The 15774-nt window shown below is 74.5% G+C and carries 7 protein-coding genes; all 7 read left to right on the top strand.

Features of this window, described 5'->3' with window-relative positions; all coding sequences use genetic code 11:
* The first annotated feature begins 613 nt into the window (after positions 1 to 613).
* Positions 614 to 7369 carry an SDR family NAD(P)-dependent oxidoreductase gene (locus ACWEVN_RS12525; protein WP_452051290.1) on the top strand — a complete coding sequence of 2252 codons (6756 nt, stop codon included), beginning with the start codon at positions 614 to 616 and terminating at the stop codon, positions 7367 to 7369.
* A complete protein-coding gene (locus tag ACWEVN_RS12520) occupies positions 7366 to 11652 on the top strand; it encodes a beta-ketoacyl synthase N-terminal-like domain-containing protein (protein ID WP_452051289.1) in 4287 nt (1428 codons plus the stop codon). Before ACWEVN_RS12525 ends, ACWEVN_RS12520 begins: the two co-directional genes overlap by 4 nt.
* A complete protein-coding gene (locus tag ACWEVN_RS12515; RefSeq protein ID WP_452051288.1) occupies positions 11649 to 11954 on the top strand; it encodes an acyl carrier protein in 306 nt (101 codons plus the stop codon). Before ACWEVN_RS12520 ends, ACWEVN_RS12515 begins: the two co-directional genes overlap by 4 nt.
* Positions 11951 to 12754: an alpha/beta fold hydrolase gene (locus ACWEVN_RS12510; protein WP_452051287.1), complete on the top strand. Its 804-nt coding sequence runs from the start codon at positions 11951 to 11953 to the stop codon at positions 12752 to 12754. Before ACWEVN_RS12515 ends, ACWEVN_RS12510 begins: the two co-directional genes overlap by 4 nt.
* The gene (locus ACWEVN_RS12505) at positions 12754 to 13920 is read left to right on the top strand and encodes a glycosyltransferase (protein ID WP_452051286.1); all 1167 of its coding nucleotides are present in this window, start codon (positions 12754 to 12756) and stop codon (positions 13918 to 13920) included. Before ACWEVN_RS12510 ends, ACWEVN_RS12505 begins: the two co-directional genes overlap by 1 nt.
* A gap of 184 nt (positions 13921 to 14104) precedes the next feature.
* Entirely contained in the window at positions 14105 to 14938 is an 834-nt protein-coding gene (locus tag ACWEVN_RS12500; protein WP_452051285.1) for an SDR family NAD(P)-dependent oxidoreductase, read from the top strand.
* Between the two features lie 62 nt (positions 14939 to 15000).
* The coding region (locus ACWEVN_RS12495; protein ID WP_452051284.1) for an MFS transporter at positions 15001 to 15774 on the top strand (774 nt) is incomplete at its 3' end.

The following is a 15774-nucleotide window of genomic DNA, read 5'->3' as shown; positions in this document are numbered from 1 at the left end:
GGTCGCCCGAATACCGGCGGTCGCCCCGGCTGGGATGGATGTGGCCTCCGACGTCCCTGTTCGTGGTCTCGTGAGCACCGAAAATCCCGGAGGGCGGCGAATCCACTGTGGACTCACCGCGTTGCGGGGAGCTGTGTCGTCAATTCCTATGCCGATTCTTCCGCGGCCTGTGAGAATTCCGGGTAAATCGTCGGCGGCAGGCATTCGGCTGCGGCTTGTTCGGATCGGCGAAGCGACCGTCTCGGGCCCTCTGCTTTACCGGCGGGATAAGCGCCGGGGGTCCCCGGGAAACGTCGGACCCGACGGACGGCGTGGTCCGGATCGGCCAGTGCACGCAGGTCCACCAGGCGGGATGGCTTGCGCCGTCCGGCGGTGCGTGGCGGGTGGACCACGTCCCGAACCGGTCCACTCCCGGCCGGACCGGGCAATGGTCGTGGCCTGTGCCGGGGCGGGAACGTGACGGCGACGTTAAATTCTTGCGCCGCCGGCCTGGTCGCTCCGGAATTTTCTGAACCCCGGCGATGAAATCGCTGCGGCTTGTTGACGGCGCGGAAGGAACCCGCTTAAGTACTCCCCGTTACCCTTCACCCTTTCGTGCGTAGCGGGAGTTCCCATGCGTCTCTCGAAAGACGACTCCGTGCCGGCCGGGCTGGTCGTCGCCGTGTCGCCGCTGCGGTGGCCGTCGGCGCGCGGGGTCGCCGCCGCCGCACGCGGGGGCGGGCTCGGCGTGCTCGACCTCACGGCCGGAGGCACCGCGGCCGCGGACGAGCTCGCGCTGCTCGGCGAATGGGGCGTCCCGGCGTTCGGGGTCCGGCTGGCCGGCCCGGCGGACCTGCCCGACGCCGTGACCACCGTGCTGCTGACCGAAGACGCCGAGGGCACGCCGCGGGACTTCCCCGGACGGCGAGTGCTGGCCGAGGTCACCTCCCGCGCCGCGGCCGGCCGGGCCGTCGCCGCCGGCGCCCACGGCCTGATCGCCCGCGGCCACGAAAGCGGCGGCCGGGTCGGGGAACTGAGCACCTTCGTGCTGCTGCAGGCCCTGCTCGCCGACGGCACCCTGGACGTCCCGGTGTGGGCCGCGGGCGGCATCGGGCCGCACACCGCCGCGGCCGCCATCGCCGGTGGCGCGGCCGGCGTCGTCGTCGACACCCAGCTCGCCCTGCTCCCGGAAGCCGAACTGCCGTCGGCCCTGACCACCGCCGTCACCGGGCTCGACGGCTCGGAAACGACCGTCACCGACGGCGTCCGCGTGCTGGCCCGCCGCGGCATCGCACCCCTGGAAGCCGGCCAGGACGTCTTCCTCGCCACCCGGTTCCGCGACCGCTGGGGCACGGTGACCGCGGCGGTGCGCGGCCTGGCCGACGCCGTCGGCCAGGCCCTCCGCCTGCCGGACGCGGTGCTGGGCCCCGGCAGCGCGGGCAGCCACGCGCTCGGCACGGCCCTCCCGGTCGCCCAGGGGCCGATGACCCGGGTCAGCGACCAGCCCGCCTTCGCGGCCGAGGTCGCCGCGGGCGGCGCGCTGCCGTTCATCGCGCTAGCCCTGTCCGGCCCGGAACAGACCCGCGACGTGCTGGAACGGACCCGCGCGGCGGTGGGCGGCGCCCCCTGGGGCGTCGGCGTCCTCGGGTTCGCCGCCGACGACGTCAAGGCCGCGCAGCTGGCGGTGATCCGCGAACTCCGGCCGACGCACGCGATCATCGCCGGCGGCCGGCCCGCGCAGGCCGTGGCGCTGGAAGAGGCCGGCATCGCCACCTTCCTGCACGTGCCCTCGCCGGGCCTGCTGAAGCAGTTCCTCGAAGCGGGCGCCCGCAAGTTCGTCTTCGAAGGCTCCGAGTGCGGCGGTCACGTCGGCCCGCGCACCAGCTTCCCGTTGTGGGAGGCCCAGCTCGGCGTGCTCGCCGACTTCCTCGCGGCCGGCCCGGACGCGGCCGCGGACCTGCAGCTGCTGTTCGCCGGCGGCATCCACGACGAACGCTCGGCCGCGATGGTGGCCGCCCTCGCCGCCCCGGTGGCCGCGCGCGGCGCGGCGATCGGCGTGCTGATGGGCACCGCCTACCTCTTCACGCGCGAGGCCGTCGACGCGGGTGCCGTGCTCCCGTTGTTCCAGCGCAGCCTCCTCGAAGCCGGGCACACCGACCTCCTCGAGACCGCGCCGGGCCACGCCACCCGCTGCGTGCGCAGCCCGTTCACCGAGGAGTACGCGGCGATCAAGGCGGACCTCGCCGAGCGCGGCGTCCCGAGCCGCGACGCCTGGGAAAAGCTGGAAACGCTGAACGTCGGGCGGCTCCGCCTGGCGAGCAAGGGCATCGAGCGCGTCGGCGCCGAACTGCGGGACGTCGGCGAAGATCGTCAGCACGCCGAAGGCATGTTCATGGCCGGCGAAGTCGCCGTGCTGCGCTCGGCCGTCACCACGATCGCCGACCTGCACCACTCGGTCGGCGAAGGCGCCAACGCGTTCCTCCGGGCACGGGCAGCCCAATTCGGCGCCACCGAGGCCGAACCGAGCGCGCCGGCGCCGCTGGACATCGCGATCGTCGGCATGGCGTGCATGTTCCCGCAGGCCCCGGACCTGGCCGCGTTCTGGGCGAACGTGCTGGCCGGCACCGACGCGGTCACCGAGGTGCCCCCGCAGCGCTGGGACACCTCCCTGTACTACGACCCCGAGGGCCAGGGGGAACGGACGCCGTCGCGCTGGGGCGGGTTCCTGCCCGAGATCGGCTTCGACCCGCTGAAGTACGGCATTCCGCCGTCGTCGCTGGCCAGCATCGAACCGGTGCAGCTGCTCGCCCTGGAGGCCGCACATCGCGCGCTGGCCGACGCGGGCTACGCCGACCGCGCGTTCGACCGGGCCCGGACGTCGGTCGTGTTCGGCGCCGAAGCGGGCAGCGACCTGTCGAACGCGATGACCCTGCGGTCCGTGCTGCCGTCCTACCTCGGCGAACTCCCGTCCGAACTGGACGAACGGCTGCCGAAGATCACCGAGGACTCCTTCCCGGGCGTGCTCGCCAACGTCATCGCCGGGCGCATCGCCAACCGGCTCGACCTGGGCGGCGCCAACTACACCGTCGACGCCGCGTGCGCGTCCTCGCTGACCGCGGTCGACGTCGCCTGCAAGGAACTGACCGCCGGCACCAGCGACCTCGTCCTGTGCGGCGGCGCGGACCTGCACAACGGCATCAACGACTACCTCCTGTTCGCCTCGGCGCACGCGCTCTCGCCGACCGGCCGGTCGGCGACGTTCGACAGCGCGGCCGACGGCATCGCGCTCGGCGAAGGCGTCGCCTGCCTCGCCCTGAAGCGCCTCGCCGACGCCGAACGCGACGGCGACCGCGTGTACGCCGTGATCAAGGGCGTCGGCGCGGCTTCGGACGGCCGCGCGCTGGGGTTGACGGCGCCGCGGCCCGAGGGGCAGCACACCGCGCTGACCCGCGCCTACCGCAACGCCGGTGTCTCGCCCGCGCGCGTCGGGCTGGTCGAGGCGCACGGGACCGGCACCGTCGTCGGCGACCGGACCGAGCTGGGCACGCTGACCCAGGTGTTCACCGAGGCCGGCGCCGCTCCGGGCGCGTGCACGATCGGCTCGGTGAAGTCCCAGATCGGGCACACCAAGTGCGCCGCGGGCCTGGCCGGGCTGATCAAGGCCGCCCTCTCCGTGCACACCGGCGTCAAACCGCCGACGCTGCACCTCACGGCGCCGAACCCGGCCTGGGACCCGGCGACGAGCCCGTTCGTCTTCCAGTCGGCCGCGCAGCCGTGGACCGCGCCACCGGCGGAGCGGCTGGCCGGGGTCAGCGCGTTCGGCTTCGGCGGCACCAACTTCCACGTCGTGCTCGCCGCCCACGACGGCGTCCCGCCCGCGCAGGCCGCCGACGAGTGGCCGGCCGAGCTGTTCACCTTCGCGACGGAGCCGGCGGCGCGGGATCTGCTCGACCTGGCTTCGGAAGTCCCTTCTCCGTGGCGGTTGCGGGACCTCGCCCTGGCGGCGGCCCAGCGGGCACAGGGACGTCCCGCCCGCCTCGCCGTCGTGGCGTCCACTGTGGACGAACTGGCCGGACTGCTGCGGCAGGCACTGGACGGGCACGACGCCCCCGGGGTGTTCCGCGCGGACGACACCGTGGCGGGCGAAGTCGCGGTGCTGTTCCCCGGGCAGGGCAGCCAGCGGCCGGGCATGTTCGCCGAGCTGTTCGTCACCTTCCCCGAGCTGCAGCGGTACCTGCGGCTCGACCCGGCGACGGCCGAGGTCGTCTTCGGCCCGGCGGTGTTCGGGGAGCCGGCGCGGCGGGACTCCGTCGAGCGGGTCACCGACACGCGCGTCGCCCAGCCCGCGCTCGGGATGGCCGGCCTGGCCGCGTTCCGGCTGCTGACTCGCGCCGGTGTGCGGCCCGCGATGCTCGGCGGGCACAGCTACGGCGAGCTGACGGCTCTGGCCGCGGCGGGCGCCTTCACGCCGGAAGGGCTGGTGCACGCGAGCCACGTCCGGGCGGCGGCGATCCTCGACGCGGTTCCCGCCGACGACCCGGGCGCGATGGCCGCGGTGTCGGCGTCCGCCAGCGAAGTCCTCGCTGTCCTGGGGGAATCGCCGGTCGTCCTGGCGAACCACAACTCGCCCGAGCAGACGGTGATTTCCGGGCCGACGGCCGACGTCGAGGCGGCGGTCGGGCAGCTGCGGGCCGCCGGGCTGGGCGCCAAGCGGATCCAGGTGGCGTGCGCGTTCCACAGCTCGCTGGTGGCGCCGGCGGGGGAGACGTTCGGCCGGGCCCTGGAGGCGATCGGCGTCGTGCGGCCCGCGGTTGCGGTGTACGGCAACCGGACGGCCGGGCCCTACCCGGAGGCGCCGGACGCGATCCGCGGCGAGCTGGCCGCGCAGCTGGGCTCACCGGTCCGGTTCGTGGAGCAGGTCGAGGCGATGTACGCGGCCGGGGCGCGGGTGTTCGTCGAGGCCGGGCCCGGGGTCGTGCTGGCCAGGCAGGTCGCCGCCATCCTCGGCGACCGGCCGCACCGGACGGTCGGGTTCGAGCAGCCGGGCCGTCGTGGCCTGCCGGGCTTCCTCGGCGCGCTGGCGCAGCTCGCGGTGTCCGGGGTGCCGCTCGAGACGGGCTGGCTGTTCCGCGGGCGTGACGCCGTCGACGCGTTCGTGGTGCCGCGGCCGAAGCGTCCCGGGTGGACGGTCGACGGCCACCTCCTCCGCACGGCGGACGGCACGATCCCGGCGGGCGCCCTCCGCCCGGCGGAGCGGGTCTCGTTCGGGGTGGCGGCCGCGGCACCGGCGGCGACGTCGGAGGCGATGGTCGCGGACTTCCTGCGCACGAGCCGCGAGATGATCGCCGCCCAGCGCGACGTCCTGTTGGGCTTCCTCGGCTCGGACGCTCCGTTGCCTACCCCGGTCCCGGTCCCGGTCGTCGAGCAGCCCGCGGTGGTGGTGCCGGTCGCGCTGCCGAAGCCCGCCTCGGTGCTGCAGACCGTCGTCGAGGTGATCGGGGAGCGGACGGGCTACCCGGTGGAGATGATCGAGCCGGACCTCGATCTGGAAGCCGACCTGAGCGTGGATTCGATCAAGCGGGCGGAGATCGCGGGCGAGCTGGCGTCCCGGCTGGGGCTGGCCGGCGGCGACGTGGAGGAGTTCGCGAAGGCCCGCACAGCGGCGGCGATCGCGTCGCTGATCGGCCCCGCGCCGGCCCCGGCGGCTGCGGTGCCGGCGCTGGCGACCGTGGTGGCGGTGATCGGCGAGCGGACGGGCTACCCGGTGGAGATGATCGAGCCGGACCTCGATCTGGAAGCCGACCTGAGCGTCGACTCCATCAAACGCGCCGAAATCGCCGGGGAACTGGCGACGCGCCTGGGGCTCGACCTGGGTGGCGACGTCGAGGAACTGGCCAAGGCCCGCACCGCCGCGGCGATCGCCGACCTCATCGACGGCGAACGTCCCCCAGCGGCATCGGACGCCACCTCGGGACGCTGGGAGCCGGGCGAACCCGCGCCGCTCATCGTGGCACCGAAACGCCTGGTCATGGCCGAAGCCGCCCTGCCACCCGCCGAGACGCCCGACGTCACCGGGCGGAAATTCCTGCTCCTCGGGCGGGGGCCGCTCGCCGAAGCCGTCCGGACCCACCTCACCGGGCTCGGCGCGACCGCCGAGGTCGCCGACGAGGTCCGCGCCGGGTTCGACGGGGTCCTCTTCCTCCCCGGCACCGCGCTGCCCGCCGCCTTCCCGCAGTACCAGGCCGCCCTCGCGACGAACCCGGCCTGGCTGCTCACCGCCGGGCCGGGCGAAGGCCTGCGCGGCTTCCACCGCAGCCTCGCCCGCGAATACCCGGGCACTCTCACCCGCGTGGTCGAGCTGTCCCCGGACGAAACCCCCGGCAACCAAGCCACCGCACTGGTCCAGGAACTGTCCACAGCAGACCGTGAACCGGTCGTCGTCCGGGAAGACAACGCTCGCAAGGGCTTCCGGATGACCGAGCGGGACCTCGGCCCGCTCGCCACCAATGGCGCGGGTCCGGCCGGCGACGGCGCCGCCGAAGCCGCCGCCATCGGCCTGACGCGGGACTCGGTCGTCCTGCTCGTCGGGGGCGCCAAGGGCATCACCGCCCGGTTCGCCACCACCCTCGCCGCGGCCGCCGGGTGCCGGATCGAACTGCTCGGCCGGACCCCCGTGCCCGCCCACCACGACGAACACCCGCAGGCCACGACGGCCCAAGACCTCCGCGCCGCGCTCATCGGCACCGGCCTGAAGAGCCCCGCCGAGATCGAACGGGCCGTCCGCCGGATCCAGGGCGAACGCGAGGTCCGGCAGACCCTGGCCAAGCTCGAAGCCCTCGGCAGCCCGGCGCGCTACCAGTCGGTCGACATGCTCGACGCCGAAGCCGTGCACCGCGCGGTCAAGGAGATCCACGCCGAGCACGGCCGGCTCGACGGCATCGTCTACGCGGCCGGCGTCATCGAGGACAAGCTCGTCGCCGAGAAGACGCCCGAGTCGTTCGAGCGCGTCTACAGCACCAAGGCCGACGGCGCCCGCACCCTCCTCGAAGCGACCGCCGACCTGCCCGAAGAGCCCGCTTTCGTCGTCCTGTTCGGCAGCATCGCCGCCGCCCTCGGCAACCGCGGCCAGTCCGACTACGCCGCCGCGAACGACGCCCTCGAGGCGCTCGGCCGCCAGTGGCCGGCCGGGCGGGCGGTGACCGTCCACTGGGGACCGTGGGCCCCGACCGGTGAGCACGACGGCATGGTGACGCCCGCACTCATGCGCGACTACGCCCGCCGCGGCATCGCGCTGATCGACCCGGAGGAGGGCACCCTCGGGCTGCTGCGCGAGCTGGCCTGGGGCCGTCCGGACACCGGCGCCGTCGTCCACACCGCCTCGGGCTGGTGACCGGCGTGCGCGTGGCCATCGTCGGGATGTCGGTCCTGCTCCCCGGCGCCCCCGACCTGGCGAGCTACTGGCGCAACCTCGCGGGCGGCGTCGACGCGATCACCGAGGTGCCGCCCGGCAAGTGGGACCACGCGCACTACGCGCCGGACGAGCAGCGCCGGGCCGACCGGGTCTACTGCCGGCGCGGAGGCTTCGTCGACGAACTGGCCGAAGTGGACGTCACCGGCTTCGGGATCATGCCGAACTCCGTGCCCGCCACCGAGCCCGACCAGCTGATCGCGCTGCGGGTGGCGGCGCAGGCCGTCGCCGACGCCGGTGGCCCGGACCGGCTGCCCGCCGACCGCGCCAAGGTCGGGGTCGTGCTCGGCCGCGGCGGGTACCTGACGCCGGGGCTGGTCCGGCTCGACCAGCGGGTCCGCACCGCGAGCCAGCTCGTCCGCACCCTCGGCGAGCTCCTGCCCGACCTGGACGCCGACCGGCTCGACGCCGTCCGCCAGGCCTTCACCGACCAGCTCGGCCCAGAGGCACCCGAGTCCGCGATCGGGCTGGTGCCGAACCTGGCCGCGTCCCGGCTGGCCAACCGCCTCGACCTGCGCGGCCCGGCCTACACGGTGGACGCCGCGTGCGCGTCCTCGCTGATCGCCGTCGACCACGCCGTGCGGGAGCTCGCCACCGGCCGGTGCGACGTCGTCCTCGCCGGCGGGGTGCACCACTGCCACGACATCACCTTCTGGAGCGTGTTCACCCAGCTCGGCGCGCTGTCGCCGTCGGAGCGGATCCGGCCGTTCCACCGCGACGCCGACGGGGTGCTGATCGGCGAAGGCACCGGCGTCGTCGTCCTCAAGCGCCTCGAAGACGCCCAGCGCGACGGCGACCGCGTCTACGCCGTGATCACCGGGACCGGGGTCGCCTCCGACGGCCGGACCGCGAGCCTGGCCAGCCCCGACTCCGGCGGCCAGGTCCGGGCCGTCCGCCAGGCGTGGGCCGCGGCCGGCCTCGATCCGGCCGCCCCGGACTCCATCGGCCTGCTGGAGGCGCACGGCACCGCGACCCCGGCCGGCGACGCCGCGGAACTCACCACGCTGAGAGAGGTCTTCGGAAGCGCGGGCGCTGCCGTTCTGGGCTCGGTCAAGTCGATGATCGGCCACACGATGCCCGCGGCCGGGATCGCCGGGCTGGTCAAGGCGGCCCTGGCCGTGCACTACGGCGTCCTGCTGCCCACGCTGCACTGCGACGACCCGCACCCGGAACTGGCCAGGACCCGCTTTTCCACGCTGGCCGCCGCCGCGCCGTGGGACGCGCCGGTGCGCCGCGCCGGGGTCAACGCGTTCGGCTTCGGCGGGATCAACGCCCACGTCGTCCTCGAACAGGCCCCGGGTCGCGCGAAGCCGGTCGTGGTGCGCGAGCCCGAACGCGTGCTGCGGCTCGCCGCGCCGACCCTCGACGCGCTGCGCGAGGCGTTCGACCGGCCCGGTACCCGGGAACCCGGCGAAGGTCCGGTCCGGCTCGGCATCGTCGACCCGACGGAGAAACGGCTGGCCCTGGCCCGGAAGGTCCTGACGCGCGGCCGGGCCTGGCGCGGCCGCAACGACGTCTGGTTCGCCGACCGCCCCCTGCTCGGGCCGGGCGGCGGCAAGATCGCGTTCCTCTTCCCCGGTTTGGAGTCGGAACTCACGCTGAACTGCGGCGACGTCGCCCGCCACTTCGGCCTGCCCTGGAAACACGCGGACGTCGAGGTCGGCGACGTCGGGCGGCAGGGGGCGGCGGTGTTCGAGCTGGGCCGGCTGCTGCACGGCGCCCTCGGCCGGCTCGGCGTCACGCCGGACGCCGTCGCCGGGCACAGCCTGGGCGAATGGACGGCGATGGCCGTCGCCGGCGTCTACGCCGAAGAAGAGGTCGACACCTTCCTCGCCGGCTTCGACCCGGACGCGCTCGTCGTCCCCGGCCTCGCCTTCGCCGCGATCGGCGCGCCCGCGCCGCGGGTGACCGACGAGCTGGCCGGGCGGGCGGATGTCGTGCTCTCCCACGACAACTCCCCGAACCAGGCGATGATCTGCGGGCCGGAAGCGGCCGTCGGCGCGCTCGTGCGGCGGTTCCGCGACGCCGGGATCGTGGCGCAGGTGCTGCCGTTCCGCTCCGGCTTCCACACCCCGATGCTGCGGCCGTACCTGGACCCGATCCGGGCGGCGGCCGAGCGCTTCACGCTGCACCCGCCCGCTCTGCCGCTCTGGTCGGCGACCACGGTGTCGGAATACCCGGCGGGCGAGGCCGAGGTCCGCGAGCTGTTCGTGCGCCACCTGCTGCAGCCGGTCCGGTTCCGCCCGCTCGTGCGGGCCCTGCACGGCGCCGGGTTCCGCGCGTTCGTCCAGGTGGGCGCCGGGCAGCTCGGCTCGCTGGTCGGCGACACCCTGCACGGCGAGGAACACCTGGTCGTGGCCGCGCACTCGGCGCACCGACCCGGGCTCGCGCAGCTGCGGCGGGTCGCGACCGCGCTGTGGGCCGACGGTCTGGACGTCGACTTCTCGCGCCTGCCCGGCGAACGCCCGGCCGCGCCCAAGGCGGTCAAGCTCGATCTCGGCGGCCGCCTGATCTCCCTGGACGACCGGGTCCGCGCGCGGATCGCGCTGCCGGCCGCCCGGTCGTCTACTGTGGACGATCTGGCCGCGAAGGGCCCGCTCGCCGCGGAGTTCGCTGCCCTGCTGGCCGACACGGCCGAGCTGGCGTCGACCGTGCTCGCCGGCCCGGCGCGCCGGCTCCCGGCACCGCGGGCGCTCGACACCACCCTCACCGTGTCACTCGCAACGATGCCGTACCTGCTCGACCACTGCTTCTTCAAGCAGCCACCCCGAGCCGACCCCGGCGATCGCTGGCCGGTCGTCCCGGCGACCACGGTGATCGACCACCTCATGCGGTTCGCCGAGCAGGCCGCCCCCGGACGGCAGGCGGTCGCCGTGCACGACGTGCGGCTCAGCCAGTGGATCACCGCGGTCCCGGCGGTCACCGTGCCGGTGCGCGTCCGGCCCCAGGGCCCGGACCGGGTGCACGCGGCCATCACCGGCTACTCCCAGGCCGTCGTCGAGCTCGCCCCGCAGTACCCGGCCGCCGCACCGGCGCCGTGGCGGTTCCCGGTGTCGGCCGAGCACGTGCCCGAGACCACGGCAGCGCAGCTGTACGACGAGCGCTGGCTGTTCCACGGCCCGCGCTTCCAGGGCGTCACCGAACTGACCGCCGTCGGCGACCGGCACGTGCGGGCCGTGCTGACCACCCCGGCCGCGCCCGGCGCGCTGCTCGACAACGTCGGCCAGGTGCTCGGCTACTGGATCATGTCCCGGCTGCCCGAACGGACCACCGTCTTCCCGGTCGCCATGCGCGAAATCCGGTTCCACGGCCCGCACCCGGCCCCGGGCGAGCGCCTGGAGTGCCTGGTCCGGATCACCGGGCTGACCGACGAGTTTCTCGACGCGGACATGCAGCTCGTCCACGACGGCCGGGTCTGGGCCGAATTCACCGGCTGGCGCGACCGGCGGTTCGACAGCACGGCGCACATCCGGCAGGCCGACCGGACGCCGGAGCGGTCGACGCTGTCGCACGAGCAGCCGGGCGGCTGGGCCCTGGTGCGCGAGCAGTGGCCCGACCTGGCCACCCGCGAGCTGATCATGCGCAACTACCTCGCCGGCCCCGAACGCGACGCCTACGACCGCCGTCCGCCGCGCGGGCGGCGCCAGTGGCTGCTCGGCCGGATCGCGGCCAAGGACGCGGTCCGCCAGTTCCTCTGGGCCCGCGGCGAACCCGAGATGTTCCCCGCCGAACTGCGGATCGGCAACGACGAGAGCGGCCGGCCGTTCGCGACCGGCGCCTATGGCCGGGAACTGCCCCCGGTGACGATTTCCGTGGCGCACCGCGCCGAAGCCGGGGTGTCGATCGCGCGGTTCGGGCCGTGCGGCATCGACATCGAAGAGGTGGCCCCGCGCGCGGAGTCCACTGTGGAGGCCGCGCTCGGCCCGGGCGAGCTGGCGCTGTTCGCGAGCCTGCCGGGCGACCCGGAGCAGTGGTTCGCCCGGTTCTGGACGGCGAAGGAGGCCGTCGCGAAGCTGCGCGGCACCGGCCTGCGCGGGGAACCCCGGGACTTCGAGGTCGTCGCGGCGACCCCGGAAGAGCTGACCGTCCGCGTCGTGGGCCGCGCGTACCGCGTGTGCTGTGCCGACGTCGAGAACCCGCCCGGTGCGCCGCCGCGCCGCTACGTCGTCGCCTGGACCGAAGAGACGAAGGAGACTGCCGGATGAGCATCGAGACCACGGCCGCGAACGAGGTGACCGTGCTCGCCCAGCTCAGCGGGATGCTGCGCGAGCTGCTCGAGGAGTACGGGCTGGACGACGCGGAAATCACCATGGAGACGACGTTCCACGACGATCTCGAGCTGGAGAGCGTCGACCTGGTGGCGCTGTCCGGGCAGCTGCGCGAGCACTACGGCGACCGCATCAACTTCGCCACCTTCATCGCCGAGCGCGACCTGGACGAGATCATCGCGCTGACCGTCGGCGAGCTCGTCCGGTACATCGTCGCCTCCCTGCGGGCGACGGCGTGAGCCGGATCCGCGCGGGCGAGCTGGACGTGCACGTCCAGCGGCTCACCCCGGACCTGCCCGCGGGCGGCGACGCGCCGATCGTGGTGTGCGTCCACGGCCTGCTGACCGACAGCCTGGCCAGCTACTACTTCACGCTCGGCCCGGCCTTCGCCGAGCGCGGCCTCGACGTGCTGATGTACGACCTGCGCGGGCACGGCCGGACAACCCGCCCGGCGTCCGGGTACCGGCTGGAGCGGTTCGTCGACGACCTCGTCGCGGTCCTCGACGCCTGCGACGTCACCCGGCCCGTCCACGTCGTCGGCAACTCCTTCGGCGCCTCGGTGGCGCTCGGGCTGGCCGCCGCCCGGCCCCACCGGGTGGCCAGCGTGGTCGTGCTCGAAGGCGAACCGCCGACCGAGGAGTGGACCCGGCACATGGCCGACGGGCTCGCCGACGCCAAGACCCGGCTGGCGATCGACGAGGTGATCGGCTGGATCGCCGACCACCACGGAGCGCACACCGCCCGGCTGTCCAGAGCCGCGAACAAGATCCTGCAGACCACCACGATCGCCGAGGACATCCCGCGCAGCGCCACGATCGCAGCGGACCTCTCGGCGGTCCGCTGCCCGGTGTTCGCCATCTTCGGCGGCGACTCGGGACTGGCGGCGCAGGTGCCGCACTTCGAGACGCACCTCGAAGGCCGCTGCGTCGTGCTGCCCGAGCAGGGGCATTCGGTGCTGGTCGAGCGGACCGCGGAGGTCATCGAGCTGATCGCGGACTGGGTCCGCGACACCGCGCGCACGCAGGCGCGGGTGCGGTAGTGGCGCGGTTCCTCTTCGTCGTCCCGCCCCTGGTGGGGCACGTCAACCCGGCCGTCGGCGTGGCGGCCGAGCTCACCGCGCGCGGCCACGAGGTCGCCTGGGCGGGCCACGGCGAACTGCTGTGGCAGCTGGCCGGCCCGGAGGCGCTGGTGTTCTCCTGCGCCGCAGGGGACCCGCCCGTGCGCCCGGCCGGCCTGAAGGGCCCGGCGGCGCTGCGGTTCCTGTGGCAGGACTTCCTCGTCCCCCTGGCCGACGCGATGGCCCCCGGCGTGGCCGCGGCGCTCGACGCCTTCGAGCCGCACGTCGTGGTCGCCGACCAGCAGGCCCTCGCCGGGGGCCTGCTCGCCGAAGCCGCCGGCCTGCCGTGGGTCACGTCGGCGACGACGTCGGCCGAGCTCGTCGACCCGCTGGCCGGGATGCCGAAGGTCGGGGCGTGGGTCGGCGAGCTGCTCGACGGGCTGCGCGCGCGGATCGCCGGCGGCCGGGGCGGGGCGGACCCGCGGTTCTCCCCGCACGGCGTCCTCGCCTTCACCACCCGCGAACTGCTCGGCGCGGCCACCCTGCCCGCGGCGGTCCGGCTCGTCGGGCCCGCCCTCGGCGCCCGGCCGTCCACAACGGACTTCCCGTGGGAGTGGCTCGACCCGCTGCGGCCGACCGTGCTGGTCTCCCTGGGGACGGCGAACACGTCCGCGGGCGCCGGGTTCCTGGCGGCGACGGCGGAGGCGTTCGCCGGGACGAGCGTGCGCGCGGTGATCACCGACCCGGGCGGCGTGCTCGGCGACGTCCCGCCGAACGTCCTGGTGCGCCCGAGCGTCCCGCAGCTGCCGCTGCTGTCCCGGGTCGACGCCGTGCTGTGCCACGCGGGCCACAACACGGTCTGCGAAACGCTGTGGCACGGCCTGCCGCTGGTGGTCGCGCCGATCCGCGACGACCAGCCGGTCGTGGCGGCCCAGGTGGTCGCGGCGGGTGCGGGCGTCCGCCTGCGGTTCGGCCGCGCGGACGCACCCCGCATCGCAGCGGCGGTCGAGGAAGTCCTGACGGAACCGTCGTACCGCCGCGCGGCCGAGGTCGTGGCGGCCTCGTTCCACGCGGCCGGCGGCAGCGCGACGGCGGCCGGGCACCTGGAGCAGCTGGCGTTGGAGAGCCTGGCGCACCTTTCCCGCTGAAGCCGTGATACCCCGGAAAACCGGGCCGTTGGCCTGGGCACGGGAGCGCGGGCGCGAACGAAATGACCGTGCAGGCGTACGCGCAGAACGCCGGTGCACTCGAATTCCACCGCACGCACGGGTTCCGCCCGTTTCTGGTGTCCTTGACGCGCAGCTGAGCCGGTCCCGCGGCACACTGGAGGCCATGGGCTTCCTGGACGGGCGGGCCGTGGTGATCACCGGTGCCGGACGCGGGCTGGGGCGGGCGTTCGCGCGGCACGCGGCCGCGAGCGGCGCCGCGGTCGTCGTCAACGACGTGGACGGCGCACCGGCCTGCGAGACCGTGGCCGCGATCGTCGCCGACGGCGGGACCGCGGAAGCGAGCGTCGGCTCGGTGGCCGATCCGGCCTACGCCCGGTCGCTGATCAGCCTGTGCCGCAGCCGGTTCGGGGCGCTCGACGGGCTCGTCAACAACGCCGCCGTCGGCTACCACGCGCCGCCGTGGGACGACGACGACGCCGAGCGGACCCGGGCATTGGTCGAGACCAACGTGCTCGGTCCGTTCCACTGTGGCACCGCGGCCGCGAAAGTCATGTGCGCCCAGGGCCGCGGTGTCATCGTGAACGTGACGTCGGGGTCGATGGTCGGCCAGCGCGGCGCCGCCGCGTACTCGGCGTCGAAGGGCGCGGTGGCGTCGATGACCTATTCCTGGGCCTCGGACCTGGCGCAGCACGGCGTGCGCGTCAACGCCATCAGCCCGATCGCCTGGGCGCGGCTGATGGCCGCCGACCCGAACGGCAACCGCGACGCCGCGCCGCCCGAACGGGTGGCGCCGCTGGTGACCTACCTGCTCAGCGACCTCTCGGCCGGTGTCACCGGGCAGGTGCTGCGGCTCGCCGACGGGCACCTGCACGCCGTCCGCCAGCCCGCGATCATCCGGCCGGTCCTGCACCGGGAAACCTGGACGGTGGAGGAGATCGCCGCGGCCGTCGAAAGCGAGCTCGTGCTCGAATCGCCGCGGGAGCGCTGGACCCTGTGAGCGGCCCGGACCACCGGAACGGGTGGCTATCCACAGTGGACAACGGCCACTAACTTGGGGGGATGACGGCCACCGCCGAGGTCACCCCGGGCGCCGCGGCGCCGCCGGCGCTCAGCCGCGGCCGGGTCAACGCCGTGTTCGGCGCGGTGCTGCTCGGCATGCTGCTGGCGGCGCTGGACCAGACCATCGTCGGCACGGCGCTGCCGACCATCGTCGGCGACCTCGGCGGCGCCGGGCACCTGTCCTGGGTGGTGACGTCCTACCTGCTGGCCGAGACGATCATGACGGTGGTCGTCGGCAAGCTCGGCGACCTGTTCGGCCGCAAGCTGATGTTCCAGCTGTCGGTGATCGTGTTCGGCATCGGCTCCTTCTGCGCCGGGTTCGCCGACAGCATGGTCTGGCTGATCGTCTGGCGCGCGGTGCAGGGCCTGGGCGGCGGCGGGCTGATGGTCACCTCGACCGCGCTGATCGCCGACGTCGTCCCGCTGCGCGAGCGCGGCAAGTACCAGGGCGTGCTCGGCTCGGTGTTCGGCGTGGTGACCGTGGCCGGCCCGATGCTCGGCGGCTTCTTCGTCGACCACCTCTCGTGGCGGTGGGCGTTCTACGTCAACATCCCGCTGGTCGTCGTGGTGCTGGTGGTGGCGTCCTCGGCGATGCCGAACGCGCGCGCGGCGGTCAAACCGGTCATCGACTACCTCGGCATCCTGCTCATCGGCCTCGCCGCGACCGGCCTGACCCTGGTGACGAGCTGGGGCGGCACGCAATACGCGTGGGGCTCGCCGACCATCATCGGGATGGCGCTCGGCTCGGTCGTGCTGCTGGCGGCGTTCGTCTTC

This window comes from Amycolatopsis sp. NPDC003861 (assembly GCF_053605405.1).
The sequence above is the reverse complement of the archived record's forward strand: the minus strand, read 5'-3'. Positions and strand labels throughout refer to the sequence as shown.

What these genes read in the sequence shown, in the direction of transcription:
- ACWEVN_RS12525 (WP_452051290.1), top strand. Translation starts at nt 614, where the DNA reads ATGCGTCTCTCGAAAGACGACTCCGTGCCGGCCGGGCTGGTCGTCGCC.
- ACWEVN_RS12515 (WP_452051288.1), top strand. Translation starts at nt 11,649, where the DNA reads ATGAGCATCGAGACCACGGCCGCGAACGAGGTGACCGTGCTCGCCCAG.
- ACWEVN_RS12500 (WP_452051285.1), top strand. Translation starts at nt 14,105, where the DNA reads ATGGGCTTCCTGGACGGGCGGGCCGTGGTGATCACCGGTGCCGGACGC.